Raw genomic sequence first — 26,888 nt, 5'->3', positions numbered from 1 at the left:
GGGTAAAATTCTCCGATTCCGTTGGGGCCGATGCGGTTAGAATCTCTGTCATAGTGACTTAGTGCACGCAGTTCCAAGTCGATGGGGAGAAGCAACGCGATGACAAAAGTTGTCCTTGTGTTGGTACACGGCATCGACTCGGATGGTCACTGCTGGGACCGAATGATCGAGCTTCTCAACGGAGACGACAAGCTCGACGGGAATTTCTCGATTACCAACTTCGAGTACCCCACCGGCAAGGTCGAATGGAATCTGAAACGAAGCTTCCCGAATATCGCGACGATAGCGCGCGGATTGGCGACCACGCTGAAAGAGACGGTGCCGCCACAGCTTCCGATCGTCTTCGCCGCGCACAGTCAAGGCGGCCTGGTCGTACAGCGGTACCTGGCGCAGCAACTCGATGCCGGCCGGGGCGAGGAATTGTGGCGGGTGAAGAGGGTGCTGTTGTTCGCGACGCCCAACTCAGGCTCGGAGTACGCTTCGATGCTGCGCAAGTTCGCCGGGCGGTTCGTCTCCCATGCGCAGGAGATAGAGCTCAAACCCATTGCCGAACAGGTCACCGACACCCAGAGCAAGCTATTCGATCGCGTCGTGAGCGCCACGGCGGCGACCTCGACGACCGTACCCATACCGTTCGAGGCATATGCCGGACTGTCGGACAAGGTGGTCAAGCACACGTCGGCGACGTTCGTCTTCCCTTTCCGCGGCGCGCTGCCCGGGGATCACTCGTCGATCATTCGACCCGATAATCGGGGATCGGAAATCTACCGAATCGTGCAGGGGCGCTTACTGAACCAAATACAAGCACCAACGAGCCTGGGGGCTTCCGTCGCGCCCGTGAATCTACCGGATCGGCGATCGATCATCACCAGCGCTCTCGCAGATATCGACTCACTCGGCAAGTACAGCGGCCGTCATGCGTTCGTCACGAGCATGCCACCGCGGATCAAGAACTATGTAGTCCTGAGCCCAGACAACCCCCCGATGATGGATCTACGGCAGATCGTGGATGTCTGTCTTAGATACGAGGCTACCGGACGCAAGGACCTGGTAACAGCGATGAGAGAGCTGCTCGAGCGGCACGATCCGGCCGTCGGCCGCGCGCTGGCCGCAGTCGAGGAGTGCTGGCCGAGCTGATGACAAGCAGCGAACCAGATACACCCGCTCAGGCCATCGCCGAGGCGTTGGCGCAGATCAACGCGTTAGCCGGCTATAGCGGACGGCACGCCTTGGTCAGCGGGATGTCGGACTGCATCAAAAGCAGGATGACCTTCAGCCCCGACCATCCGCCGTTACTCGACCTGCGCCGTCTGGCCCAGGTCTGCCTCAAACACGAAGGCTTGGGCTACGCCGAGTTGACCAGCCCGCTGCGCAAATCCTTCGACCCGGCCGATCACGCCGTGCAGCATGCGCTTTCGATCATTGAGCAACACTGGCCACCGGCCCGGCGACAGCCGATCGGCAGGGACCGCCTGCTAGAAGTTAACCGCACCCTCGACGGACTGGTAGAGAAGCTAGCAAATGTGGTGCGGCGCGAGCTCAGGGAGGAGGTGCGGCGCTGGAGGGTGGACTATCCACCAATCCTCGGCGTGCGATGGCGGGTTGCCGAGGATCGGCTCATTGTGCCGTGGACAGAGATCCCGGTCGGGCACGACGAGACAAGGATGAGGCACGGCGTGTTACAGGAGATCGCCGACGTCTACGACGAGATCCCTTCGGGTCGGTTGGTGGTGCTCGGCAAGATCGGCTCCGGCAAGACGACGCTGATGAACTTCTTGGCGCTGGCGATACTGGGCGAGGAGGCCACGCGGGATCCGGCTGCGGGAGTGCCGGTTATCTTCAATCTGGCGTCCTGGAACCCAGGAAAGGCCGGCATCTTCAAGTGGATGGCCACAGTGATCAACCGCGACCACCCCGGCATCAGCATCGAGGACGCGGGCCGGCTCCTGGCAGGCAATCGAATTCTCCCGATGCTCGACGGACTCGACGAGTACAAGCATGCTGCGCGACGCGCAGTAGCGCTCGACGCGTTGAGCGCCGTGGACATCCCGCTCGTCGTCGCGTGCCGCATCGATGAATACGGCGAAACCTTGGGGCATAGTCGTCCGCTACGTCGTGCCTGGGCAATCCAGCTCGAACCGCTCACACTGCACGACCTCAATGAATTCCTGCCCGCCAAGGCGCATTCGCAGGAAGGTCCGCAACTATGGCATCAGGTTCTCGACCGCATGTCGAAAGAAGAACCGGACACCGAGATACTTCGCAAGGTCCTCGACAGCCCGCTAATGGTTTCGCTGGCACATGTCATGTACGGTTCGTTGGCGGCGCACAAGAATCCGCTGGAACTGGTCCAAATATCTTGGCAGAGCTCACGCGAGCTGGAGCGTCACCTGTATGCCGGGTTCGTCGACACGCTGTATCCGGAGTCGAGGAACGACACACCTCCCGGATACGACGACGACGAGATGCCAAAGCTGTTCTACCACCGCGACGACGCCAAACGCTGGCTGCACTTCATTGCCCAGCAAGTCCAGAACGGTGAAATCCAGTGGTGGAGGCTGGGAAACGGCACCCCGCGCCCGCTGCGCCTGGTGATCTTCGCTGTCTGCGCCGCCCTCATGGGAGCGGCAGCGGGTCTGGCTATCGCGGGCCGGGTGACCTTGCTCGGTGTCCGCCCACCCATCGGCGGCACTCTGGCAGGGCTCGTACTCGGCGCGTTGGCCGGAGCCGCGTACGGCTGGATCTACGAGGGCGAACGTCCGATCCAGGTGCAACTTTTCAGTCCAGCCGGCCGGCGAAACCTACGCTACGAACTGGTCAAAGCACCGCTTTACGGCATCACCGCAGTGTGCGCGGGCTACCCTCTGGTGGTCTGGGGCCTGCACACGTACGGACGCTGGGGATGGTTCTTGTTCGCGATCGGCGGCCTCGTCGCATCGATCCCTCCCTCTCTGGTCCAGCACTGGGCCAAACAACCCGGCCGTAAACCGCTGTGTACCGAGATCCAGATCGCCAGCAGCGGCGGTGTATTGACCTGTTTGGTGCTAGCCCTGATCGGCGCGATTCTCGATCGCCCCCCGGGCCCCTTCGGTATCTGGTCCGCTGCCGCGATCGTCTACGGCGTCCTGCTCGCCTTTGTGTACGGCCCCCAGGCCCCCATCGACGCCAACGAGCCTGCGAGCCCCATAGAGATGGTCGACAACAGCCGCAAGCACTTCCGCTACTACAGCATCGCCATCATCGTGACCTACACTGCATCAACAATATTCGTGACCGGACTGTCGTTGATCGGCATCATCGGCGCGGTCACCTACGGTTCGGTCGCAGGCCTGGCCTCCGGTGTCGTCAACAACGCCTGGGGCCGCTGGGCAGTCCTCACCCGCGGCTGGCTTCGCTTCACTGGCGACCTCCCCACCGACCTCCTCCCCTTCCTCGAAGAAGCCCACCGCCGCCACATGTTCCGCCAATCCGGTGCCGTCTACCGCTTCTCCCACGAAGCCCTGGAACGCTACCTCCGTGAGCTCCCGCCCGAAGCTTGGACCGATACCAGCACGGACGCACCCCGCACGTCCGCGCCAGCCCAGAAAACTAGGCGACCCCGGGATCGCCTTCACCGAGTTGCGGCAGTCCATTGTCCTTGCGGGCAGCGTTGGCCAGGGGTCCCGGCTGAGACCATTACTCTGTTCACCCGCGTCTTCAACCCCTCCGCGGGTATCTCGACACTGATCGGCAGTCGGTGTCGTCGTCCCGACTCTAGGTATGTACTTCACCGCCATGATGGCTGACCACTGATCTGGAGCGGAGAAACCACCCCCGGGGTCACCGAGTCTCAGACGATGGCGCGAATCCAATTTGAACGACTCAACAGGGCAGGAATTTTATGGACCAACCGTGGCCCAACCGAGCTGGTTTAGGCTCATTCGTGGACCAATTGTGGACCACGCGTTCGGCCCGTTATGCCCGCAATCAGCGGTTATGCTCGTTCTACGCGCGGGCATAGCGAGCGTTCCGTGCGTGAAATGTCCTTATCGGGTACCTATTCTGGACTGGGGGTCAGGTGGTCGCAGGTTCAAATCCTGTCAGCCCGACAGAAAAACCCCTTCCGACCTCGGTCGGAAGGGGTTTGTTCTCTTCAACGGATGCTGCAATTCGAGCGGGATCTCACAGAAATCTCACACTTTTGCCGCGTCCGGTCCCCGAACCCAGCGTTCGAGCACGTCGCGGTTGTCGGGCACCGTCTCAGGGATATCGATGTAGTGCGCCTTAGCCACCGCGGTGGTGTTGCCCAGTTGGCGGGCGGCGCGCTCGGGGTCTCCGTAGGCGTGATCGACTTCGGTTGCCGTGCCCTTGGGAAAAGTGCGGGGCGTGACCCAGGCGAAGGTTTCCCCGCGCGCTGCGTGCCGAGGCCGTCCGAAGTTGTTCGGGTTGCGCAGCGTGCCCTTGGTCGAGGGCAGCAGCAGCCGCAACGGGTTCGGACAGCCAGAGGACTTCAGGTACACGATGGCCTCGGCGATCGACTCGATCGCGTGTGGAGGCAGCAGGATTCGCCGCCAGCCGTTCTCGCTCTTGGGGAACGGCTTGCGGACCCACCGGCCTTTGCCTTTCCCCTTCACCTCGACCAGCGTGTCCGTCACATCCAGGTAGGGGTTCCTCGCAGTCGAGGTCGATGTCATCGAGGAGCAGTGCGAGCACTTCGTGTGGGCGCAGCCCGGTCCCGGTGATGATGTCGACCACCCACACCACGGCCCAGTCACGCGCGGGACCGCAGGTATAGGCCGGCGTACCGTGGACAGCCTCCCCGCGCGCCCACGCGCGCACCTGAGCGCGGAACGCGGGCAGTGCCTGCTGGTCCTCGGCCTTGCCCCGCGCCTTGTTCTTGCGCCGGGTGAACGCCGAGATCGCAGCCGTAAGAGCCATCTCGCGCCGCGTGCGTGAACTCACCCCGCGTCGGCGAGCAGGCTGCATCGACGTGCGTCACCATCGACCGGATCCACGACACCTCGTCACAGGTGAGAAAGGGCAGGCGAAACTTGTTGAACACCCGCCATTTTCGACACGTTGTTGAACACCATCTCTGCGAGCACAACGTGGGGATTCGGTCCGGCGCCGTCGGTGTCCAACAAACGAACGATTTTCGACACTGTGGCCCGGGCGTAGCGTGAGCGGCGTGGTCGCTGTAGTGGGCTTTGTCCTGATCGTTGCGCTCATCTGGTTCGCGGGCGGCGGCAGTCTCTTAGGGCTACTAATCGCTACCGCCGTTGTCGTGGGCCTCTTCGCTCTCTACATGTTCTGGGATAGCCACTAACCATCCTCGGCTCATCACTGTGAAACGATCGATTTATCGCCACCCTGCAGACGTAGATCAAGGGCCAAGGTCGAACTCCTCGGCTCTGGTCTGCGCCGGTGCGCTACGTGATCGATCACTTACTCAAGGATTCACCGCCCGGCTGCGAGTACATGGGTATGACGTTGCAGTGGGCCACGGAGGGATGGCAGAGCATCTCCAGGCACGGCCTGTGGCCTGCGCTGGCCCTGGTTTCGGTGGTAATCGGCTACGAGCTGATCGGGTGCGTGCGAAGCTTGCAGCAGCACTGGACGACTCGGATGGTGGTGCGGCAGGCCCCGCCTCACACCACCGTCCGTAGTACCGTCCGCCGCCGCGGGGGCGTGGTGTCGGAGCTGATCGTGGAGGTCGGCTACCAGGCGACCGGGTCCTCGTCGAACACCGACGATAGAGGCAGCTGAGATGGGCCCTGACGCGACAGAGCCGGTCGAGAAGTTGTTCCGGCAACACTCGGCGGCGGTGTATCGCTACGGCTACAAGGCATTCCGAGGTGATGCCGGCCAAGCCGAGGACCTCGTGCAGCAGGTCTTCCTCGCGGTAGTCGAGCAGTATCGACGCGACTTTCGCGGGCGCTCCGAACAGCACATCCTGCAACTGATCATGAAGATCGCGGTCCGGCGCGTGATCGACGCGCGTCGCCGCCAGACCACCTCGGCGGGCGTGGGCTTCACCGCACTCGATGACGCGGTCCTCTCGGCTCCGGCCCCGCCGGGGGCGGTCGGCACCGACCCGGCCGAGCAGGTGGTCAGCCTGGACACGGTGCGCAGGTTCTGGTTCGCGATCTCACGCGAGCTGACCGACACCGAGTATCAGGTGGCGCTGCTGGCGTGGGAATTGCAGTGGCCCGACGAAGAGATCGCCGAGACGCTGCAGGTCACCGTTTCCACGGTGTATTCCCATAAGAGCCGGGCACGACGGAAAATAAGAGAGAGCACCGACAAGGCAGAAACCCGGATCTTGTTCCCGCTCGAGGAGGACCTCGCCGCGGACGGATCGCGCGTCGGCGCGAAGGTGGAAGGCGAGGTGCAGGCATGAGCGAGGACAACGCGCGCGAGCAGGCCGCAACCCCCATCCCGATCAGCGACATGTTCGACGAGCTCAATCTGTTGCTGGAGCAGAACCTGCCCGAATACCGCTACGACATCGATGCCGGCTTCGAACGCTTCAAAGCCACTGTCGCCGCAGTTGACCCTCCACCTCGTCGCCGCGGGCAGCCTAACCCCCGGTCCGCGACGCTGATGGTCGACGATCGGCAGATCACCAGCAGCATCACACCCGAGTCGGCGCACTATGACCCCGGCGCGGGGGGGTGGCGGCTGAGCTGGCTGCCCGATCGGCAGCTCACACGCGAACAGGCGCTGGCAGGAATGCAACTCGACGAGTTGCTCAGCGATCCCGAGGCCGCGGCCGATCCCCAGCTGATGGCGCACGCGAACGAACTTGCCTTGCAGCTCGACCTTTTGGTTGCGCAAGCGGTCATTCTGCTGACCAAGCGCCTGATCGCGCGGCGCGACGACTCCCCCGATGAGTCTGCTCACCGGGTGGCGGCGCTCAGAGGTTGGGGAGACGGACCGCCTTCGACCTTGTCATAGACGACAGCCACACCGAGGTCTGGTCTCTGCCATGCAACGGCTGGGTTGTCAAGGGAGTATCCAGACGTTCTTGCCAGCGGAACATCGACGGGACGGGTTCGCCGCTCGTGTTCGTCGAAGGATCGTTTTCCGAACACCGGACATGACCGCATCGCAAGGCAGGCAGGCCAGTTGCGGGCGGTGTCTTCGTTGTGATGCACCTGGATCGCCGATCAGGCGTGGATGACCGGCGACGGCCCGAAAGCGACAGAACCTAGTGGCGATCATGTGGCGATCCCGGCACAGTGAACAGATCGGGTGCAGAAAGCGTTGACCCGCACCGCTATTCGGGGGGCTGGTGGAATGTCGGCACGGTACGAGATCGAACGTCACGACGCGAGGGGCGGCGGCCGGTCGGGTGGTCAGGAACAGGTTGGGAACTGTGCAATCGTGCGGGGGGTGCCCCATGCGGCGTTGCGAGACACGGTTGCCGGGTACGTGGGTTATCGGACGCTGAGTCCAGGCCCGGTGTTTCGTCAGTTGTTCCCGCGGGGGTGGGTGACGGTGCTGTTCGGGTCGCCCCTGCCGAACGGTTTGATCGTTCCGGTGACTGGTGTGCACGATCGGGTCGTGCGTTTCACCCAGCAGGGGCGGCACAGGGGTATTGCGGTGGGACTGGCCCCGACTGCGGCGTTCGCGCTGCTGGGCGTCGAGATGTTCGAACTCGGGAACAGGCAGGCCGATCTGGTCGATTTTCTCGGCACCGCGGTGGGTGAGGTCGTCGAACGACTCGCGGAGGCTGCCGATTGGCGGTCCCGGTTCCTCGCCTTGGACCAGTTTCTGCTTTCCACGCTGGAGCCCCGGCCTGTCGGAGACGATTTGGTGGACTATGCCTGGCAGTGCCTGCAGCACGCCTACGGCACGATGTCGATCACCTTGTTGGCCGAGCAGCTCGCTGTCAGTACACGGACACTGGAACTTCGCTTCCGCCGCGAAGTCGGTGTCTCACCGAAAAACGCGGCACGCATCCTGCGCTTCCAGCACGCCGTAGGTCTGCTCGAGCACAGCGACCAGGACCGGATGACGTCGATCGCTCATGCTTGCGGCTACGCCGATCACGCGCACTTCGCCCATGAGGTCCGACAGCGACCTGCGTCGATTGTGCGCGGGACGGGTCGGCTGCCACGGCGACCACCTGCTGGGATTGCGGTTGGCCCTGATGCAGGGGCGCATCAGCGGGGCCACCTTCCAGGCCGCAATCGACTATCAGTCACCAGTTCCGTTGTTCGGCTCCGGCGCCGAAGCGGCCGATCACGGGCAGGTCGATATTCACCGGCCTGGTCTGGAGGCGGTCCGCGCGATCGCCAAGATCAGCCGACACCGATCTGACCTCAGATGAGGTGACCCGCTTCGGCCGGTCGTGAACCGCAGGCCTTGTGGGAGGCGGATCAACGCTGATGTTCAGGATTGGCACTGGCATGTTTGGCGGCCAGGGCCATTCGTATTGCGTTACGCCATTCGATGGCGTGATGTTCGACGTGAGCCTGGAAAGCCGAGTCCGGCAGGGCTGCGGGGAACATAGAGCACATCCTCGCGGTGAACCCGTCGGCGGTAGCGGTGAATTGATGGAATGCTCGCGCCACTTCGACACCGTTGGCGAGGCGCCCACGACCAGCCAGCACTATCACGTCGGATTCGAGAGGCTGGTCGAAGACTTCGGTCGCATCAGGGGCGACAATGTCGAGAAAGATGTGCGGAGTGTGCCCGGCGATCAGCTCCATGACATGCATGGTCGCGAGATTGCCCTGCTCATCGTACGACCCACCGATCACATAGTGCTCCGGATGCTGCGCGACCAGCGACGCGTGATCGGTGCCATGGTCACGAAACCAGGCCACGAATTCTTCTCTGGTCAGTCCGGTGACTCGGAAGTCGTTCACAGCTCCCCGGAGCTCTCCGTTCGACTCCTTGTGCATTCGGGCGAAATATTCATCGGACCGTTTACGTTGCGCGTCGAGCAGCTCGAGCATGCCGTCATTGCCGAGTTCACTCTTGAGCAGTGCGAGCGCCCTCCTGGCTGCGGTCAATTCCCAGACGTCGATGGTCTGCTCGTCGATCGGCTCGCCGGCATGGCTGGCGGTGAACCCGAAAGGACTGCTGGTGTCTGTCAACATGGTTAGCTCCTGTCGATAGCAACATCCGTTGACCAACGATAGTTGGTCAACGGATGTTGGTCAACGCATGTTGATGACTATCGAGGTTCGACCACTGACCCGTCGAGGTTGCCGGTCAAGTAATGCTGAAACACCGGAGCGAGGTTCGTGACGAGGACGCTGGCATCCACGTCCACCAACGCCGGCAACTCGACGGCGTAGCGGCACAACGCCACACCAGCCACCTGAGCGGCCAGCAATGCGGCCCGACGGCTGGTATCCGGTGCGTCACCGGTCACGGTTCGAACGAGTTCGAGAACCTGGCCCTCGAAGATCGCGCGCATGCGCTCCTTCGCCACAGGGTGCGTGGCCACCGAGCGCAACAAGATCGTCAAAATATCGTCGGTGAGGTCGCCCTCCCACAGCCGGACGAAATGGCGAGCGAGCTGCTCTCCCAAGCGATCCGGCGGGCAGCCGCGCAGATCGGGCAATTGCAGGTCAGGATCGATCGCGGCCGCGAACAATCCTTCTTTGCTGCCGTGATAGCGCATGACCATTGCCGCATCCACACCGGCTTCCGCGGCAACGCCACGGATTGTCATTCCATCGAAACCGTTCTCGAGCAGTGAGTGCCGAGCCGCACGCAGGATCGATTCTCGAGTAGCCTCTGATCGGGGGGTAAACGCCATGACCTCAGCGTAGGCCAACGCGCGTTGACCTCTCGCGTCAGCGACGCGGGCCCGCGAGTCTGTCCCGACAGGAACGCCGCTCATGTACTTACCGGCACGCCGTCTTACAGGGCCCAGCCCGGCGTGGCGATAGTCGTTTGGCTGACTCCGCGGAGGTAGACCTCATAATCGACCGACTGGTCGGTCGAACCTTTGTTAGAATACTGAGCATGGAAGTCAGGCGTGTTGTCACCGGTCACGATCAGAACGGGAGGGCTGTCGTTGTCAGCGACAGCGAGATCGATGGGTTTCGCCCATCGCTCATGCCTGGGTTCGAGCTTCATCGGCTATGGGGTGGTGATTATGCGCCTCATTTCCCGGACGACGGAGCACAGTCGAAGATCGAAAGTCATTTCCCGCCTGTCGGGGGGTTCCGCTTCGGGATTTTTTCGATAGCGCCGAGTGATCGTCGTGAGGCGCCGCCGGGTGCCGATCAGCTGGCCAGTGGACTGGCCGAACTCGAAGCTGGCATGCCGGGATTGTTCGAACACATGGAGCCGGACGCGCCGGGCATGCACCGGACCGCGACCATCGATTTCGAGATCGTTCTCGACGGCGAAGTCTGGCTGGAACTCGACGACGGCGCGACCGTCCACCTGCGGCGCGGGGACGCGGTCGTGCAGAATGGCACCCGCCATGCCTGGCACAATCGCGGAACCGACACGTGCCGGCTGGCGTTGTTCATCTGCGGCGCGCAGCACGACCATGTTCCAGGACACGAGGACGCCGGGCAGGCGAGTCAGTCGCCGTCCGCCGTTGTTGCAGCAACATCGCGCAACCGTTCGCGGAGCAGGAATTTCTGAATTTTGCCCGTGGCCGTTTTGGGAAGCTCGGTCACGAAAATCACGCAGCGTGGCGCTTTGAACCGGGCGATCGATGCCTTGCAGTGCTCGACGATCTCGCTCTCCGTCGCGGACCGGCGATCGCGCAGCACAATGTAGGCGACCGGTATCTCACCCCAGTGGCTGTCGGGAGCACCCACCACGGCACACTCGGCCACTGCTGGATGTGAAGCCAACGCCTGTTCGACTTCGATCGAAGCGATGTTCTCCCCGCCCGAGATGATCACGTCCTTGGCGCGATCTCGGAGTTCGAGATATCCATCAGGATGCAGCACTGCGATATCGCCGGTCCGAAACCATGATCCTCCCGGTCCCGTGACTGTTGCGGCGGCCGTTGCGTCGGGATCGTTCAGATACTCCAGCATCACGATATTTCCACGCAGCGCGACCTCGCCGACGGTCTGGCCGTCCGGCGCCACGTCGACCCCTGCTGGGTCGATGACACGCAGGCGGGGACTCACAAGATTCGAAACGCCCTGCCTTGCCTTGCGCTGCGCGCGTTCATCGATCGGCAGCGCATCCCATTCGGGCCGCCACTCGCAGACGACCGCGGGGCCGTAGGTCTCGGTGAGTCCATACAGGTGAGTCACTTCGATATTGAGGGATTCGAGTCGCTCCAGCAGCGCAGGTGCCGGCGGCGCGCCACCGGTAGCGACCTTGAGCCCGGATTCGATTCGGTGCGCGTCAGAGTGGTCGGCCAACGCGACGAGGACGGTCGGTGCGGCGTTGAAGTGGGTGATTCCCTGCTCATCGATGGCTCGCCAGATCGCGCTCGCGTCTGCCCGCCTCAGTCCGATGTGCACACCGCCCATCGCGGTCACAGCCCACGGGAAACACCATCCGTTGCAATGAAACATCGGCAGGGTCCACAGGAACGTGGTCTTGTTGCTCAGCCCGAGCTGGGCCGCCATTGCCATCGCCTGCAAGAATGCGCCGCGGTGCGCATACACCGCGCCCTTGGGCCGACCGGTTGTCCCAGACGTGTAGTTGACGCTGATCGGTTGCCATTCGTCGTCGACTCGCATGTCGAGTGGTTCGGCGCTGCCGATCCACTGCTCGTACTCGTCGGTCGGGCCACCGGCCACCACGCATCGCAGCGACCGCCCGGTTTCCGCGCGGATCGCGCGGGCGAGGTCGATGAATTCGTGATCGACGAGCAGGACGTCTGCCTCGGCGTGCGCGACGATACCGGCCAGCTCCGGCACCGAGAGTCGAGTGTTGAGTGCGTTCAGGATGGCCCCGTTCGCTGGTACACCGAAGTGAGCTTCGAGGGCAAGGCCGGTGTTGGGCGCGAGCACGGACACAACCGACCCGGGCCCGACGCCTTCGGCGGCGAGCGCGCCGGCCATACGCCGGCACCGCGACGCGATCTCACCGTAAGTGAACTGCCGCCCATCGGCGATCAGGCCCAGCCGATCCTCATACACACTGGCGGCGCGTACGAGGAAGGACAGCGGTGTCAGCGGGTCGGGCCCGAACGCGGGGCCAAGCCCGCGCCCCGTCAAATCGGTGCGCACTCGAGCCCTCCGTCGACGTTCAAGATCTGGCCTGTTATGTGCTTCGCGGCGTCCGAGGCAAGAAAGAGCGCGGCGTGCGCAACGTCGAACGCATCCGTGTGCTGGCCGCGCAACGGGACCTTCCGGCGGCTCTTCGCCAACGCTGCGTCCTTCTGCTCATCGGTCAGTTGACGCGCGTCGAGACCGGCCAGCAGCAACGGCGTCTCGGCGAACCCGATCCGCAGGCAATTGACTCTGATGTTGTCCGCCCCGTAGGCCACCGCACAGGAACGGGTCAGGGCCTCGACCGCAGCCTTGGCAGTGGTGTAGCCGACCTGGGGCGTGCGCAGGAAACGCACTGCCATGAGCGATGACGTGTTGGTGATGACGCCACGGCCCTGCTTACGCATTACCGGCACCGCCCATCGGATGCCGAGAAACGCACTGTTCAGCGTGACGGCGATCTCGCGGTTCCACATCTCGAGGTCGATTTGGTCCGGCGCACCGGTCGACCCGCCGACGCCGACATTGTTGTGTAAGACGTCAATGGCGCCGAACGTGCCGACGGCAGTGGAGACGGTCTCGGCGATCGCGGCCTCGTTCGTTGCGTCTGCTTCGACTGCGATCGCTGTGCCGCCCTCGGCCTCGATGACCGCGACCGTCTGCCGCGCATGGTCGAGAACTGCGTCCACGCACACGACCGCCGCGCCGTTGCGAGCATAAGTAACCGCGCATGCCTTGCCGTTGCCCCATCCGGGCCCGCTCGAGCCGGCGCCGACCACGACCACCGTTCTGCCCGCGAGAGGCGTCGAGGCGGCAGCGGGCAGCGGTAGCGCATTCACAGCCGGGCCGTTCTGCTGTGGTCGGGTGAGGCCGCGTTACCGCCCAGCCCACGTATGAAGATCGACCATAGATATTCCGCGATCTCCCTTGGCGTCAGCTCACCTTCCGGGTCATACCACTGATACGCCCAGCTGTTCATACCGAAGAGAGCAAACGAGGCCAGGCGCGTGTTCGTCGGTTCCAAATCCCCCGACTCGATACACGCTTCGATGCTGGCCTCGACCAGTGATTGGTATTTCGCACGCTGGGCCTCGATCTGATCGCGCCGATCGCCTTTGAGCTCACGGTGGAACTGGAAGAACACACCCATGTGTCCGCGATGCGAGCGCATCAACTCCATCACATCGGTCATCGTCCCCAGCAGAAGTTGAGGCGCCGACGTTCCCGCGGCGAGACGCTTCTCGTAGTTCTCGACCAGGAACACGTTCAGCTGCCGATGGATCTCGTAGAGAATCTCCTCCTTACTGCTGAAATAGTGATACAGCGACGGCTTGGCGAGACCGGACCGAGTGGCGAGACGTCCCATCGAGGCCTCGTGGTAGCCCTCGTCGTTGAACAGCTCCGCCGCACGCCGCGCAATCTCTGCGCGCCTCCGCGCGTAATCGTCCCCAGCAGCGTCTCCCGGGAAGGCCGCTCCCTTGACGGGGTATGCCGTCTGCCGTTCGTTCGCATCGACGCCCGTCATGCGCTTCCCTTCGTTGTGGTACGCGCCGAGCCGACAGCCACGCCGCCTTCGGTCGGCGGCGACAGCATCCCGGCTGATCGCGGATCTGTGGTGGTGCTCAGTTTCCGATGATACTGTATGTTACCAACCCACCGTCCGTCCGGGCGGTCGGAATGCGAGTAGTTTGACCAGGAGCACCGAAATGGTCAGTCCTTTCGACGGGTCGTGGCAGCTCAATCTGAGCGAGTCGCGCATTTGGGACGGATCCGCCCAGAAGTGGATCTCCGATCCTGTCGGCCGCGAGGATCTGACATTCGTATTCGATGGCGACCAGCACGAGTACACCAATTCGATAGGCGTCAGTCCGAAATACCGTTGCACCTATCAGGCGCAGTGGGACGGCGACTGGGCGCCGTATATCTGCCGCGCGATCGAAGCTTCAGCTGAGCACGACCCCGGCCAGAGCACCCACCGAGTCGATCTGAATCTCCCGTCCCTACGGGTCGGAGACACGTTCGCATACGTGAAACTGATCAAGGTCAACGATCGTTTCCACTATCGGATCAGCCGAGCAGTCGACGGCACCGCGCAATACGTCATGTCCAGGCAGATGTTGCCTGGTGACCGGTCGTTCAGTACCGCACTGATGTCTGCGGCGGGCGTCTTGTCGATTGTTCGCGTGTTCGACCGGATAGGTGACTCTGCACATACTCGCCGCCCACATTGCGACGTAAGGCAAGGTGAGAATTGAAATGACAACTCGATCGAGACCGACGACCGCGGGACCACTCGATGGCATCCGGGTCATCGAGTGGGGCGGCGGGATCGCGGCTGGATTCTGCACGCATCTACTCGCAGGCTACGGGGCGGATGTTCTCCAGCTCGGCGGCTCCGATTTGCCACCCGACCACGACCAATACCTCTCGCGCGGAAAGCGCCGGGTCATCGACGGCGATGCCGTGATCGAGGAGCTCCTCGATCAGGCGCACGTTGTCGTCGACAGTCGGTCTCGGGCCGGCAGCGCTCGAATCGCACCGAGTGCCGAGCAGATCAGCCACGACCATCCAGGGCTTGTTGTCACGGCGATCACGCCATTCGGACTCACCGGGCCGTATGCGAATCACCGGGCGACCAATATCGTCTCCTTCGCCGCGGGCGGAATCATGGCGCTCACCGGTGAACGCGACAGCCCGCCGTTGCAATCGGGCGGCGAGCAAGCGTTCATGCTCGGTGGCTTGCAGGCATTCGCGGCGACATCGACCGCGCTCTTCGGCCTGCGGATGCAGGGCGTCGGTGATCTGATCGACATCTCGCTGCAGGAGTGTGCCGCTTCCATACTCGAGGCGGCCGGTCCGGCATGGGAGTACGACGGACTCTTCTTCGAGCGAAGCGGAAACACGCCGCGCGCCGAGTGGGGTATGTACCGGGCCTCCGATGGCTGGATCGGCGTATGCTGCTTGGCCCGCCAGCTTCCGGCGTTCCTGGAGATGATCGGAGTCACCGCGGAGCCGCGCTTCATGGACACGGCCCGCAGCGACGCCGACAACCACGATCTGCGGCAATTGATCGCCGCGTACATGTCCGAGCGGACGCAGCAGGAGATCGTCTCGATCGGGCCGAAATTCAAGGTCCCGGTCGGTGCGGTCAAGTCCGTCGCCGCGGTCGCCGAGCACGCACCGCTCATCGATCGCGGTTTCTTCGACGACACCGCCTACGGCCGCCTCCCCGGACGCCTCTTCCCGGGCCTCCCCTGGGCCGACCTCGAGCCGCCGACGGAGGTTCCGATCGATACCGTGCTCACCGAATGGCTCGACAAGGACGGACGTACGCCATGAAACAACTGCCACTCAAAGGGATCCGCGTCCTCGACTTGACGATGATGTGGGCCGGTCCGTACGCAACCAAGATGCTCGGCGAAATGGGCGCCGATGTCATCAAGATCGAGTCGGCAGGCGCCTGGGACAACGTGCGCACGCTATTTCCCTCCACCGATCAGGTCGACGATCCGTGGAATGCGAACTACTACTTCTCCGAGTACAACCACGAGAAACGGTCGGTCACGCTCGATCTGCGTCGCGAAGCCGGCCGACAAGCCTTCCTCCGGCTGGCACGCAACAGCGACGTCGTCATAGACAACTATCGCGCGGACGTGATGGACAAACTCGGGCTGTCCCCCGAGGTGTTGCTGGAGACCAATCCTCGCTTGGTGATCGTCAGCATGGCCGCCTTCGGCAAGCACGGCGCAGACAGCAACCTCGTGGGATTCGGGCCGATCTTCGAGATGATGTCCGGCCTGACCTCACTGTCCGGATACGACTCGGATACCCCGCAACGATCAGGAGTTTCCTACGGCGACCCGATCGGTGGTCTCACCGCTGTCGGCGCTGTCACGCTTTCCCTGCTCAACCGCGAACGCACGGGATCGGGTTCGGTCATCGACCTGTCACAGAACGAAGCCTGTGCCGCGATGGCCGGCGCGGCCTTCGCCGCATACGCGGCATCGGGATTCGTTGAGACTCCGACGGGAAACCGCAATCGCGCATGGGCGCCCGAGGGCTGCTACCCAGCACGTGGTGACGATCAGTGGATCGTCTTGTCCTGCACCAACGATGCGGAGTGGGCCGTGTGCGCGGCGTTGACCGGGCATGCGGACCTCGGGGTACTGACACTCGAGGAACGACGGACCCGACACGACGAAATCGACGAACTCATTGCGGCTTGGTCAAGCCGAATCGACCCGCGCGTGGCCGTAGAAGCCCTGCAGGCGGCAGGCGTCCCGGCAGGGCGAGTGCTGGACATGCGCACCATCAAAGACGATCCGCACCTGTACGCGCGCGGCTTTTGGATTCGCGTGCCGAACGAGAAGATGCGCCCTTACCGCAAACACGGCGTTGTCTGGCGGTTCCGCGAGGCCAATCCGACAATCGCGCGTCATGCGCCGTATTTCGGTGCAGACAACAGGGAGGTGCTCTCCTCGGTCGGCGGGATGACTCCCGCTGAGATCGACCAGCTGGAGGCCGACGGTGTGATCTCGGTCGATCTCGGGTCTCGATGAAACCTTGACCGCGGGCTTCAACCGCTGCGAAGACCGGGCGCTATCTTCAACAGCCGCACAAACATCCAGCTCACAGTGCTGATCACTCGCCCGGGTATCGACGACGTTCGTCACCGATACCCGGGCGATGCGTCTACTGCCAGCGACGGTCAGATGCGTTCGATGATGATCGCAGGCGCCATTCCGCCTGCGGCACACATCGTGACCAGCCCTACCTGCTGGTCGCGTCGCTCCAGTTCGTCCAGGATGGTCCCGATGAGGATCGCGCCGGTGGCCGCGATCGGATGGCCCAGAGCGATCGCACCGCCATTGACGTTGACTTTGTCACGGTCGAGGTCGAGATCTCTGATGAACTTCTCGGATACGACAGCAAAGGCTTCGTTGATCTCGAATAGATCGATGTCATCGATTGTCATGCCGGCCCGGTCGAGCACTTTTCGCGCCGACGGCCCGGGAGCATTCAGCATGAGGGTGGGGTCATCACCCATGTTCGCAGTGGCCACCACCCGTGCGCGAGGGGTAAGGCCGTGAGCCTTCGCATAGCCTTTGCTGGCGTACAGGACGGCAGCTGCGCCGTCGACCACGCCGGACGAGTTGCCGGCGTGGTGCACATGTTCGATCGCGAGGTCGGGATAGCGGCGATTGATCAGTTCCCGGTGCGTCGGCGCTGCGCCGTCCCGGTAGTCGGCGACGGCCTCGAAACTCACCGGTAGAGCCGCCAGCGATTTCGCCGTCGTACCGGGCCGCGGATATTGCTCCCGGTCCAGCGCAAGCGAGCCATCCCGGTTGTGCACCGGGACGAGGCTGCCGGCGAACCTGCCTTCCTCGATGGCAACAGCGGCACGGCGCTGCGACTCAGCGGCGAATTCGTCCAGTGCTTCGCGGTCGATACCCTCCAGGGTTGCAATGGCATCGGCGCATACCCCCTGGTGCGGTTGCGGGTACAGCTCACCGAGGTGAGTGTTGCCCGCGCCCAGGGGTAGCAGCCCTTCCTTCGGAGAGGACATCATCTCGGTGCCGCCGGCGATCACAAGATGCTCGTGCCCGGCCGCGATCATGGCGGCCGCGAAGGCGTTCGCAGTGATGCCCGAGCCGCAGAAGCGATCCAGGGTAACTCCGCTCACCCGGACGTCGTAACCAGCGTCGAGCACTGACATCCGGCCGATGTTCCCGCTTTGTTCTCCGACCTGCGAGCTCGTTCCCCAGATGACGTCATCGATATCACCGGTGACCAGGTCGTTGCGTTCGCTCAGCGCACGAAGCACTGTCGATGCCAGATGCTGCGGGTGCAGGTGCGCGAGTGCTCCCCTACCCGGTTTGCCGATACCGCGCGGCGTGCGGCAAGCATCGATGATGTAAGCGTTCGGCATCTGAAATCCTTTCTCGCGGTCCTCCGGCAAATTAGCTGTCGGCGCCGCTGAATGGTTTCGGGTTCGGCACAATATCTGGGATCGGCTCGATACCCGTAGCAGTTGTGTGCATTCGCCCGGTGTGCAGTCTCACGAATAGACGCCTGCACAGATCTCGGGGGTCGGTCGCGGGCTGATCCGTGCGGATCTGGTTCCGAGGCAGCATCTGTTGTTCATCGCTACCAAACCTGCTTCCGACCTATCGACCGTCCGGTCGGTCATACGGTATATTGGCTGCACAGCCGCGTCAAGCCGGAGTTCTCGCCGACGGATGCACGTGCGGGCCCAGCGATGTTTTCCTGAGCCACGGACACACATCCGAATTGACGTAAACAGTAAGGAGTCGGAAATGGGAGATGAGGCGCTCAGCCCCGCAGAAGTCATCAGCCAGTTGACCGCGCGATACAACGCGGGCGACCTAGCGGGAGCGATGTCCTACATATCGGAGGATGCGGTGAACCACGGGCCGCCGCCGACGGCAAACCTGATCGAGTGGCGTGCCCGCTGGGACGCCGCGCGGGCCGTGCTTCCCGATTTGCAGGCCAACGTTCAGCTCGTCATCACACAAGACGACTTGGTTTGCCGGCTCATCCGAATAACCGGAACCAGCGCCGCACCCGAATCCGCCGGAAAACCGGTCGATGTCCTAGGCATGGACATCATCCGGGTGCGGGACGGGCTCGTCGTCGAACACTGGGCCCTGGCAGACACCGCCGCCATGACAGCGCAACTACAAGGTGAACCACCCCAGTGAGTCCGGAACCCCTTATCCGGAGGGCGGCTCTATCGGAGAGTTCTGCCCTGGTATATGATATGCCGCGCCGTAGCGCTGGCACCACGGTGCGAGCACCGACCCGAGGCCGGATCCTCACACTCCAGAAATGGAGTGTCCGATATCCCGGTGCTCGGCGATCTATCCATTCACAATCCGCCAGATGTCGACACCCACCGCATCGAACCTTGAATCGTCACTGGTCGAGGGCCGACTTTGGGCTAACCCCGCAAGATCCGGCCTACCCTTGCAGGCGAAAAGATGCGGTGCTTGACCTGAACGGGCCGGAATCAGGGGAAGTGACCGAAATGGGTTGACGGCATCAAGAGTCGGGACGGAACAGGTGCATGATCGCCTGGCAGTCGATCATGCACTTTTACTTGCTTAGTCTTCCCTCAGAGAATGCGGTGGTCGGGCGGAAGGTGCTGCCGACAACGATCGCCGAGGACGGTTATATCGATCTGCTCGGTACCGGCGAACCCGCCTATGTGGAACTTGACCACCGTGGCGCATTGGCGGGTCGGTTCGAGCAGATCAATTTCGCGAGCCGAGCTGATCGACGGTCCATTCGATTGAGGATGTCTTTGCGCTCGCATTCCCCTGACGCACTCCACAGCGACATTATCTCATTCCAAACATGGTTACGCCAGCATTTAAGCATCCTCATCACGACGTTCGCCAAGAAGATCTTACCCATCGGGATACGGGACCAATTCTTTGCGACGGTGCACCCGTGATGCCAGATAAGTAGTTCAAGGCATTCACTCACGCATGGTTTGAGAATGGCATTCACATGCATGTAGTCGTGGCGATAGCGGTGTAGGCGCCCGCTATCTATTTCGTCTCGATTCCGGGCAAGATAGTCGTATACAACACGACCGAGATCGACATTTATGTGAGCATTAATTCCCAAAAGCGCGCCCTGATAAGGTTGACATAATTTTTGGGTCGCGTAGCGCCAAGCGATACTGTCCACCAAGCGGCCCTCAAGGGAAGATTTGGTCGCAATCATCGCTTCCTCAGCGAATCGGCCCGTCAACTCAGAAATCCACTCGGGGTCCACAAAGCCACCGAAATCACTGGCGTGGATGACATCCACCACCTTGCGAGTAACAACAATATATACATCGATAAAAACCGCACGATAATCACTCTGCTCTCGGAGACGCATGCTGAGCAATTCCAGTGAACGCAAGGCCGAAAGCGCAGTGCGAGGCCGCCACTCGATGCCATCCATCTCGATGATCGTCATTTTACACCGACCATCGATGTTGCCGTCCAATCGCCGAGCCGTCCAGGGGCATCGGTTGCGCGCTGGATTACCATCAGCCGTAGACACGAGACCGACACCGTCTCAAGGCCGGGGTTACAACTTACGTGCGCCATGAGCATAAATATTTAGAGGGCGCTGCATACGGCTGAACTTTGCGATGCAGTCTCTACCGCTACGATGCTTGCCAAAAGCGAAGAGAGTAGTTGTCGTTGAACGATCATCGATGTCGGCCTAACTAGCGATCGGGCAAGTTGCAGAGCAGAATGCTCACGAATTGCCACCATAGCGACCGAGTTCGCGATTTCCCAACAGCGGGAAGGCGCACTTCCTCTGGTTGGACAATCTCGCGCTTCAGGTCGGAACGGGCCGCGCATTCAGATGTTCTCAACACTCAGATGTTTAAATCATTCGAATGCCGTAAAGGAAGCTTCCGCTAGTGGCCAGAGTTCATTGCAATTCGATAGCCAGTGCACCCGCGAGCTGCCGCCGCTCATCGACAAATACTTCACGACCAGCGGTCGCAATGCCATCGCGGGCTTCTCCATGGCGGGCACCACCACCCTCGCGCTCGCCGCGACCAGCGGTGACCTCTACTCCAGCGTCGCCGCGTACAGCGGTTGCGCGCAGATCAGCGACCCGGTCGGCAAGGAGTTCGTCCGGCTGACCGTGGAGACCTGGGGCTGGGCGCACCTGGAGAACATGTACGGCGCGGCGAACGACCCGCGCTGGGCGCCCAACGATCCGTACGTGCAAGCCGAAGCGCTGCGCAGTGCGGATCGAAGAGTTCCGCGACAACCAGTCATCCGGCCGGGTCAGCACGCGGAATTCTGGCGGTTCTCGAACTAGGTGTAGTTGACGGCGCCCTCAGCCTTGTCTAAATACGCGTCAACACAGTCTGCCCCTCCCCCGGCGGGATTCGGTGTCGACTCGGCCGCAGGCCCATAGCTGATGTCACGAATGTCGAGGTCAGCTTCACAGCAGGTACATCGCAGGACCTGTTCAACTGCACCACCGTCGCCGTGGTGCGTCAGGACCAACGACGGACGGTCGGTGAGCCATCGGTCTCCCCAGTGCATCAGCGCCACGATGATTCCGTACAGATCGCGGCCCTTCTCTGTCAGCCGATATTCCTCACGACGCGGACGTTCGCTGTACTGCCGACGTTCCAAAACGCCGAAGCCGACGAGCTTGTCGAGCCGATCGGCCAGGATGTTGCGCGCGATACCCAGATTCCGCTGGAAATCGATGAACCGCCGGACCCCGAAGAAGCATTCGCGCAGAACCAGGAACGTCCACCTGTCCGGGACCTGTTCCAGGGCGGCTTCGACGGAATCGCGCAGCGGCCGCTCACCGTCTGTCATGAGTCTCCTCTCGTCGTGCCTCACCTTACCCAAGTGTGTTGCAATATGCTACCTAGCTGATCTAGCATCGGTAGCAATTCAAAACCTACCAATCAGCAAAGGCGGTCCCTGCTATGGACGAACTGGAACAGCTGAGGGGCGTCCCGAAGGCCGGGGCTCCCACCTCGCACAACGTCACCAGACCCTACGAGCATCTGATTTACGAGGACACCGGACAAGTCGCCACGATCACACTCAACCGCCCGCACGCACGCAACGCCCTGTCGATCGCCTTATCCGACGAGCTGATTCATGCACTCGAGGTCGTTCGCGACAGCGAGACCCTCAAGGTGCTCGTCATCCAAGGAACAGGAGGTACGTTCTGCGCAGGCGACGACATCACCGAAATGAACCGATGGGGTAACCCGAATCAGGCCATGCGCCGGGTAGCGGGATATCAGCGCATGGCGGATACCCTCGACAACCTGGACAAAATCACGATCGCCAAGGTCGACGGATACGCCGTCGGCGGCGGTCTCGAGATCACCATGGCCTGCGACTTCGTGATCGCCGCCGAAAGCGCTCGTTGGGGAATGCCGGAAGTCGACGTCGGCATCACACCCGGCTGGGGCGGTACGACCCGCCTGGCCCGGCTGATCGGACGGCGGCTCACCAAGGAAATCAACTTCCTCGGGGCCTTGCATCCCGCCCGTCGCGCGGCAGAACTGACCCTGTGGAATCGAGTCGTGCCCGACATACACCTCGAATCCGCGACCGAGGAACTGATCCAGGTACTACTCAGCAAGAACCAGCAGGCAATGCGTCAGCTGAAGGTCATCATCACCAACGGGATCGAAGCCGATCTGAAGACTGCCCAAGCATTTGAAAAACTCAGCGCCGGTCTCACCTGTGCGGTCAACGGAGCCTGGGAAGTCGACGACGCCGACCAGGGAGCCGGCTGGCTCGGGTTCCGAGAAAAGGGCAAGCTGTGGGAGCAGCGCCGCAACCTGGCTCGCAACTTCTGGACCGATGGTCCCGCGTCACAGTGAGTGCTTGACCGGTATGCCCATACATGCTTGGCCGACAGCGCTACCCGGGCCGCACCGACAGATCGCGAGCTCGGCGAGGACCGCGCCAGTATCGCCTTGCATCACTCCGCGGGCTACCGCACCATCGGCCTGCGTGACCGTATAGCCCAGCGCGTGTTCAGGCGCGGAGCAGGTTCCCGAAGATTTCGATGCCCAGCTTGTGCGCTTCGTCGAGATGGAGCACCACATCTGAGGATGGTCGGTCGCCCACGAGTCGGCCGCGGCGCGGTCGGTGAAGAAGTTCAGGTAGCGGCAGCACGCGTCCGCTGAAGAACCGGCGAGAGCATGCCCGCCGACAAACACCACCGCGGTGCCCGGTTGCGTGTGCAGACGTTGATCCTCGAGGGCGACTGTGATCGGCTCGCCGGTCACCGAGTCGCTGGAATCAGTGGTGACGTCGGTGTCGAGCATCGCGGCCAGGCCCAAAGCGTCGATTCCTCGATACGCCACGCGGCACCCACGGCCTGATTCCGTTCGGCGGCGGTGTTCGTCGCTGCCTCGGCGCCGCGTTCGCCACCATGGAGATGAACGTCGTGTTGAGGACATTACTCAGGGATTTTTCCCTGGAAACGACCGGAGCGCCCGACGAGCGCACCCACTTTCGTGGCCTTACTCTGGCACCCGCCAAGAAAGCACGAGTTACAGTACCTCGCCGATAGGCCGATTCGGCCATCCGCGACAACTGCCGGTCTCGGAAATCGAGACGCCCCGAGGACTAAAAGTCGTCGAGCACCGGCGCCACCCGCGCTCGGCATTAATTTAAACCGCCATGTCTCGAGCAGAACAGCCGAGTCACCAGTCGCAGGTCCAGGCGATTATCGACAGCTCCCCGCCACTGGGAACACAGAAAGCGACCCTACGCAGATTCTGGTGTGATACTCGTGAATCATCTCGACCAGTCACCAATTTTGTCATCGCCCTGCCATCGACCGGACAATCCGCTGGTTTTGTTACATCGTTGACGCCCCAAGAGTTCTTCGGCATCTGCAGGGATGGTCCCAATAAGTAATGGGATCGATGGATGAACGGTGTGCTCCGCCAGTGCCCGCCACGCACCGTTCAGATGTTCGTCAACACCGCAAGCGGTTTCGAACAAGTTCGATGAAAGAATCCGGCGTTGGAGCCGGAGCGACAAAGTAGGGAAACTCATGAAAATGCAGCAACTCGCCGCAACCGCCTTCATCGCTATCGCGGCCACCGGTATCACCGCAGGTACTGCCTATGCCGAACCGACCGAAGCGACCACCGCTCTCAGCAGGGTCGAGCACGGTGTCGGCTATACCTCCGAGTTGAGCCAGGACCACCAGGGCGTGAGCACAACACTGACATCCGGGCGGTTCGAGATTTCCAGGGACGGCACGGCGGTCAGCGTCACCGCGCCGGACGGTGTGGAACTCGCACGCTTGCCGATGGCAATCCAGGCGTCGGGTCAGCAAATCCACCTCGCCCCGCAGATCGGTTCCGACGGAACGACTCTGACGCTTCGATCGGCGGATGCCCCCGGAGCGGCCGTGTCGGATGTCCAAGAGTTTCGGCACAGTGTCAAAGAAATTCAGCAGGCCGACAAGGTCCAGGCAATTGCCGATGCCCACGATGTGGTCCTGCTCGGCTGCGTACCAGGCGCGATCGTCGGCGGCGCAATCGGGGCAGTGATCGGCGCTCTGGTCGGGGCCCTGCTCTTCGTCGTCGGAGCGATCGTGACGATTCCCCTTGCAGTGCTCGTAGGTGCCGCACTCGGCTGTCTGATCGCATGACCGTCGGATCGTTGAAATAGATGGTTGCGGTGCGCAAGAACTCGGAGTTCTTGCGCACCGCACCGGATTCCGCCGCCGAGTAGAAGTCACTCGGCGGCTTTCCTCGTGATGTGCGCAGCGACTCCGCGCGGCGACACGAATCAGCACCATCGGGCTGCGCGCGCTGGGACGACGGCGGTGCCAGGCTGAGATACGAGCCCTTCCCAGCCCTGGGAATCCGTGAAATCTCGGCTACATTCTGTGCGCTGTGTCGACCGGTGCCGTGCCGTTTCCCGAGGCCGAGGCACTCTGAACTTGCCGAGATCTCGCGTTCACCTGCAGAGGAAGTGGTTCGTGTTCAACACTTTCGTCGAGACACTGTTTGCCCAGGTCGACAATCGGCCGACCGACTTGCTGTTCCGGTTCCTGGAAACCGGAGACGTAGACGGCGCTGTCCGTGAAATCTCATACGCCGACCTGGGTATTCGTGCTCGAGCGATCGCCTCGGCGCTGCAGGACTCGAAGCCGCGCCGAGCGCTGCTGCTGTATCCGGCAGGCTTGGAGTTCGTCGAAGCCTTCTTCGGCTGTCTGGCCGCAGGAGTGATCGCGGTTCCCGCGCCACCGCCCACGAGGGAAATCCGTTCGTTGTGCCGGCTGCGGCGCATTGCCGCCAACGCCGAGCCGGATGTGGTGCTCGCTCCGTCGCGGATCGTCGTGGAATCGGTCCCGCTGTGCGCGGAAATCCCTGAGTTGAGTGGGCTCCGATGGATTACGTCCGACCAGATCGGGAACGAAGAGGCCGCTGTTTGGCGGGAACCCGATCTCGGTCCGGATTCGATCGCGCTGATCCAGTACACCTCTGGCTCGACTACCGCGCCGCGCGGTGTCTTGATCTCACATGAAAATCTGCTGCACAACCAACACGCGCTCGCCGTGGGGCTGGGTCACGACCAAGCGGTGGCCGAGCAATGGGACGGAGCGCTGTTCGCCAGCTGGCTGCCGATGTACCGGGACATGGGACTCATCGCGCCGCTGTTACATACGGTCTATCTCGGCGCCAATTCAGTATTGATGTCGACCCTGCATTTCCTGCAGAGACCTGAGCGATGGCTGCAGGCGATCTCCACCTTCCGCGCGCACACCAGCGGAGGCCCTGACTTTGCCTACGATCTGTGCGCGCGCCGGATCGCACCGGACCAGATCGATCACCTCGACCTGAGCCGGTGGCAGGTGGCGTTCAACGGCTCCGAGCCGGTACAGGCCGCGACGATACGACAGTTCAGCAATGCCTTCGGCCGGGTCGGCTTTCGTGCCGAATCGCATCACCCCGTCTACGGTCTCGCCGAGGCCACTCTGCTCGTCACCGCGTCACCTCCGCGAGCACGGCCGACGTTCCATGAGATTTCTCGGCAGGGCAGCGCACAAAACACCGAGTTGGTCGGTGGGGGGCACGCAGTCGAAGGGATGTCGATCGCGGTCGTCGACCCCGCGACCGGTATTGCGCATGCCGACCGAGTCGAAGGCGAGATATGGGTCGCGGGGAACAGCGTCGCCGCAGGCTATTTCCGAGACCAGCAGGCTACCTCCGAAACATTCGGGGCAACCATGCCCGGCAACGACCACCACTATCTCCGCACCGGAGATCTCGGATTCCTCTCGGAGGGAGAGCTTTTCGTGACCGGGCGAAGCACGGAACTCCTGATTGTCCAGGGGCGCAACCACAATCCACTGGACATCGAATCAACCGTCGAAAGCGCACACGACATCATCCGGGCAGGGTGCGTAGCCGCGTTCTCCGTCGGCATCGGACCGGACGGCGGACAGCCGGTCGTGGTGGCAGAAGCGCGCGGCACGGATCACCATCGACTGGCCGACGCGGCAAACGCCGTATGTGCCGCAGTCGCAACCGAGCACGGGCTCATACTCGCGGCGCTGCTGCTGATCCAGCCGGGCACTATGTTCAAGACCGATAGCGGTAGAGTCCAGCGCCTCGCGTGCCGAGCGGCGTACATGTCCGGCGAATTGCACATCATGTTCGCCAAGGACAAGCGCGCTGATTCGATGTCAAGCCATGACTGGATGTAACGCATCAGGAACGCCTTCGAGACCGACCGACCGGTCGCCGATCGCCGATCGCCCGACAGTCGGCGGCATCACAGTGTGTTGTCTCCTCCAGGTCGGGTTGCGGTCATCAGCATGTGGGAGCGCATCTCCTCGGCGACTTCACTGGGTACTCTGCGGTCGCGCCCGGTCAGCACGGCGACCGGATCGACGCACACGACCGTCCAGCCCTGTTCGGTGAACCAGCCGACCGGATCGGTCCGGCCGTCGGCTGGATACCAGAGCGCGTCGACGTCGAGGTCGATGCCCAGCGAGGCCAGCATCCGGTCGCGAGCGTCTTCCTGCTCTTGCATTTTCGATGTCAGGTCGCGCGGCGTCGTATTGATCGCCACCCGGCTTCCCGGCGCGCTGAGTGCCGCGATGGCGGTCAGGAGCCGGTCCTGCGCGTCCGCCGGGACATAGCGCAGCAACCCCTCGACCAGCCAGGCAGTCGGGACCCCGGGGTCGAAACCGTTG

Annotated in this window: 27 protein-coding genes and 1 pseudogene; 17 read left to right on the top strand and 11 right to left on the bottom strand. The window is 62.6% G+C overall.

Features of this window, described 5'->3' with window-relative positions; translation table 11 throughout:
* The first annotated feature begins 99 nt into the window (after positions 1–99).
* Both F3087_RS44910 and F3087_RS44905 read left to right on the top strand, forming a co-directional pair.
* Positions 100–1,137: an effector-associated domain 2-containing protein gene (locus F3087_RS44910; RefSeq protein WP_150408327.1), complete on the top strand. Its 1,038-nt coding sequence runs from the start codon at positions 100–102 to the stop codon at positions 1,135–1,137.
* Positions 1,122–3,785: a hypothetical protein gene (locus F3087_RS44905; protein ID WP_150408326.1), complete on the top strand. Its 2,664-nt coding sequence runs from the start codon at positions 1,122–1,124 to the stop codon at positions 3,783–3,785. The genes F3087_RS44910 and F3087_RS44905 overlap by 16 nt, the downstream gene beginning before the upstream one ends.
* 387 nt (positions 3,786–4,172) lie before the next feature.
* Here the strand turns inward: F3087_RS44905 and F3087_RS44900 are convergent, their stop codons facing one another.
* Positions 4,173–4,634, bottom strand: a complete 462-nt coding sequence (locus F3087_RS44900) for a hypothetical protein (protein ID WP_150408325.1) — start codon at positions 4,632–4,634, stop codon at positions 4,173–4,175.
* A gap of 769 nt (positions 4,635–5,403) precedes the next feature.
* On the opposite strand from F3087_RS44900, the gene F3087_RS44895 reads away from it, so the two are divergent.
* The 5 genes and pseudogenes from F3087_RS44895 to F3087_RS47040 all read left to right on the top strand — a co-directional run bounded on the left by F3087_RS44895 (position 5,404) and on the right by F3087_RS47040 (position 8,314).
* Entirely contained in the window at positions 5,404–5,745 is a 342-nt protein-coding gene (locus tag F3087_RS44895; RefSeq protein WP_150408324.1) for a hypothetical protein, read from the top strand.
* Between the two features lies 1 nt (position 5,746).
* A complete protein-coding gene (locus F3087_RS44890) occupies positions 5,747–6,379 on the top strand; it encodes an RNA polymerase sigma factor (RefSeq protein WP_150408323.1) in 633 nt (210 codons plus the stop codon).
* Positions 6,376–6,936: a hypothetical protein gene (locus F3087_RS46370; protein WP_191094467.1), complete on the top strand. Its 561-nt coding sequence runs from the start codon at positions 6,376–6,378 to the stop codon at positions 6,934–6,936. Before F3087_RS44890 ends, F3087_RS46370 begins: the two co-directional genes overlap by 4 nt.
* A 342-nt stretch (positions 6,937–7,278) precedes the next feature.
* Positions 7,279–8,001, top strand: a pseudogene (locus tag F3087_RS47365) (helix-turn-helix domain-containing protein); the annotation flags it as partial.
* 10 nt (positions 8,002–8,011) lie between these two features.
* A complete protein-coding gene (locus tag F3087_RS47040; protein ID WP_317983968.1) occupies positions 8,012–8,314 on the top strand; it encodes a DUF6283 family protein in 303 nt (100 codons plus the stop codon).
* Positions 8,315–8,363: 49 nt separating this feature from the next.
* On the opposite strand, the gene F3087_RS44875 is transcribed toward F3087_RS47040, so the two are convergent.
* Together F3087_RS44875 and F3087_RS44870 are read right to left on the bottom strand one after the other, a co-directional pair.
* Positions 8,364–9,089 (bottom strand): hypothetical protein, encoded by a 726-nt coding sequence (locus F3087_RS44875; RefSeq protein WP_150408321.1) that lies wholly within the window; start codon positions 9,087–9,089, stop codon positions 8,364–8,366.
* Positions 9,090–9,166: 77 nt separating this feature from the next.
* Positions 9,167–9,757, bottom strand: a complete 591-nt coding sequence (locus tag F3087_RS44870; RefSeq protein WP_150408320.1) for a TetR/AcrR family transcriptional regulator — start codon at positions 9,755–9,757, stop codon at positions 9,167–9,169.
* 209 nt (positions 9,758–9,966) lie between these two features.
* Here F3087_RS44870 and F3087_RS44865 point away from each other — a divergent pair, with 209 nt between their 5' ends.
* Positions 9,967–10,599, top strand: a complete 633-nt coding sequence (locus tag F3087_RS44865; RefSeq protein WP_150408319.1) for a cupin domain-containing protein — start codon at positions 9,967–9,969, stop codon at positions 10,597–10,599.
* On the opposite strand, the gene F3087_RS44860 is transcribed toward F3087_RS44865, so the two are convergent.
* The 3 genes from F3087_RS44860 to F3087_RS44850 all read right to left on the bottom strand — a co-directional run bounded on the left by F3087_RS44860 (position 10,536) and on the right by F3087_RS44850 (position 13,662).
* Positions 10,536–12,065 (bottom strand): AMP-binding protein, encoded by a 1,530-nt coding sequence (locus F3087_RS44860; protein WP_223885830.1) that lies wholly within the window; start codon positions 12,063–12,065, stop codon positions 10,536–10,538. The genes F3087_RS44865 and F3087_RS44860 overlap by 64 nt on opposite strands.
* 74 nt (positions 12,066–12,139) lie before the next feature.
* Entirely contained in the window at positions 12,140–12,922 is a 783-nt protein-coding gene (locus F3087_RS44855) for an SDR family NAD(P)-dependent oxidoreductase (protein ID WP_191094465.1), read from the bottom strand.
* Positions 12,923–12,972: 50 nt separating this feature from the next.
* Positions 12,973–13,662 carry a TetR/AcrR family transcriptional regulator gene (locus F3087_RS44850; protein WP_150408317.1) on the bottom strand — a complete coding sequence of 230 codons (690 nt, stop codon included), beginning with the start codon at positions 13,660–13,662 and terminating at the stop codon, positions 12,973–12,975.
* A gap of 181 nt (positions 13,663–13,843) precedes the next feature.
* On the opposite strand from F3087_RS44850, the gene F3087_RS44845 reads away from it, so the two are divergent.
* From F3087_RS44845 to F3087_RS44835, 3 genes are read left to right on the top strand one after another with little or no spacing between them, the layout of a single operon-like run.
* Positions 13,844–14,392: a hypothetical protein gene (locus tag F3087_RS44845; RefSeq protein WP_191094464.1), complete on the top strand. Its 549-nt coding sequence runs from the start codon at positions 13,844–13,846 to the stop codon at positions 14,390–14,392.
* Position 14,393: 1 nt separating this feature from the next.
* The gene (locus F3087_RS44840) at positions 14,394–15,476 is read left to right on the top strand and encodes a CoA transferase (protein ID WP_150408315.1); all 1,083 of its coding nucleotides are present in this window, start codon (positions 14,394–14,396) and stop codon (positions 15,474–15,476) included.
* A complete protein-coding gene (locus F3087_RS44835) occupies positions 15,446–16,696 on the top strand; it encodes a CaiB/BaiF CoA transferase family protein (protein ID WP_150408314.1) in 1,251 nt (416 codons plus the stop codon). Before F3087_RS44840 ends, F3087_RS44835 begins: the two co-directional genes overlap by 31 nt.
* A 149-nt stretch (positions 16,697–16,845) precedes the next feature.
* Here the strand turns inward: F3087_RS44835 and F3087_RS44830 are convergent, their stop codons facing one another.
* Positions 16,846–18,066, bottom strand: coding sequence for an acetyl-CoA C-acetyltransferase (locus F3087_RS44830; protein ID WP_150408313.1), 1,221 nt, complete (start codon positions 18,064–18,066; stop codon positions 16,846–16,848).
* A 388-nt stretch (positions 18,067–18,454) separates the two neighbouring features.
* Between F3087_RS44830 and F3087_RS44825 the strand changes: the two genes are divergently transcribed.
* Positions 18,455–18,859 carry an ester cyclase gene (locus tag F3087_RS44825; protein WP_191094462.1) on the top strand — a complete coding sequence of 135 codons (405 nt, stop codon included), beginning with the start codon at positions 18,455–18,457 and terminating at the stop codon, positions 18,857–18,859.
* Positions 18,860–19,361: 502 nt separating this feature from the next.
* Here the strand turns inward: F3087_RS44825 and F3087_RS44820 are convergent.
* Positions 19,362–20,129 (bottom strand): DUF5995 family protein, encoded by a 768-nt coding sequence (locus F3087_RS44820; protein WP_150408311.1) that lies wholly within the window; start codon positions 20,127–20,129, stop codon positions 19,362–19,364.
* A 399-nt stretch (positions 20,130–20,528) separates the two neighbouring features.
* Between F3087_RS44820 and F3087_RS44815 the strand changes: the two genes are divergently transcribed.
* Positions 20,529–20,996 carry an alpha/beta hydrolase-fold protein gene (locus F3087_RS44815; RefSeq protein WP_150408310.1) on the top strand — a complete coding sequence of 156 codons (468 nt, stop codon included), beginning with the start codon at positions 20,529–20,531 and terminating at the stop codon, positions 20,994–20,996.
* Here the strand turns inward: F3087_RS44815 and F3087_RS44810 are convergent.
* Complete coding sequence (locus F3087_RS44810; protein ID WP_150408309.1) at positions 20,993–21,511, bottom strand: winged helix-turn-helix transcriptional regulator; 519 nt, start codon at positions 21,509–21,511, stop codon at positions 20,993–20,995. The genes F3087_RS44815 and F3087_RS44810 overlap by 4 nt on opposite strands.
* 113 nt (positions 21,512–21,624) lie before the next feature.
* Here F3087_RS44810 and F3087_RS44805 point away from each other — a divergent pair, with 113 nt between their 5' ends.
* Positions 21,625–22,539 carry an enoyl-CoA hydratase/isomerase family protein gene (locus F3087_RS44805; protein ID WP_150408308.1) on the top strand — a complete coding sequence of 305 codons (915 nt, stop codon included), beginning with the start codon at positions 21,625–21,627 and terminating at the stop codon, positions 22,537–22,539.
* On the opposite strand, the gene merB is transcribed toward F3087_RS44805, so the two are convergent.
* Entirely contained in the window at positions 22,531–23,004 is a 474-nt protein-coding gene (merB, locus tag F3087_RS44800; RefSeq protein ID WP_191094461.1) for an organomercurial lyase, read from the bottom strand. The genes F3087_RS44805 and merB overlap by 9 nt on opposite strands.
* A 38-nt stretch (positions 23,005–23,042) precedes the next feature.
* Here merB and F3087_RS44795 point away from each other — a divergent pair, with 38 nt between their 5' ends.
* The 3 genes from F3087_RS44795 (at position 23,043) to F3087_RS44785 (ending at position 26,396) form a co-directional block, all read left to right on the top strand.
* Entirely contained in the window at positions 23,043–23,237 is a 195-nt protein-coding gene (locus F3087_RS44795; protein ID WP_150408362.1) for a cytochrome P450, read from the top strand.
* Between the two features lie 489 nt (positions 23,238–23,726).
* Entirely contained in the window at positions 23,727–24,332 is a 606-nt protein-coding gene (locus F3087_RS44790) for a hypothetical protein (protein ID WP_150408306.1), read from the top strand.
* A gap of 333 nt (positions 24,333–24,665) precedes the next feature.
* Entirely contained in the window at positions 24,666–26,396 is a 1,731-nt protein-coding gene (locus tag F3087_RS44785) for a fatty acyl-AMP ligase (protein ID WP_191094460.1), read from the top strand.
* Between the two features lie 68 nt (positions 26,397–26,464).
* Here the strand turns inward: F3087_RS44785 and F3087_RS44780 are convergent.
* Positions 26,465–26,888: class I SAM-dependent methyltransferase (locus F3087_RS44780; protein ID WP_191094459.1), on the bottom strand; the 424-nt coding region annotated here is incomplete at its 5' end.

Origin of the sequence: Nocardia colli (assembly GCF_008704205.1) — a bacterium.
Taxonomy (GTDB): domain Bacteria; phylum Actinomycetota; class Actinomycetes; order Mycobacteriales; family Mycobacteriaceae; genus Nocardia; species Nocardia colli.
The sequence above is the reverse complement of the archived record's forward strand: the minus strand, read 5'-3'. Positions and strand labels throughout refer to the sequence as shown.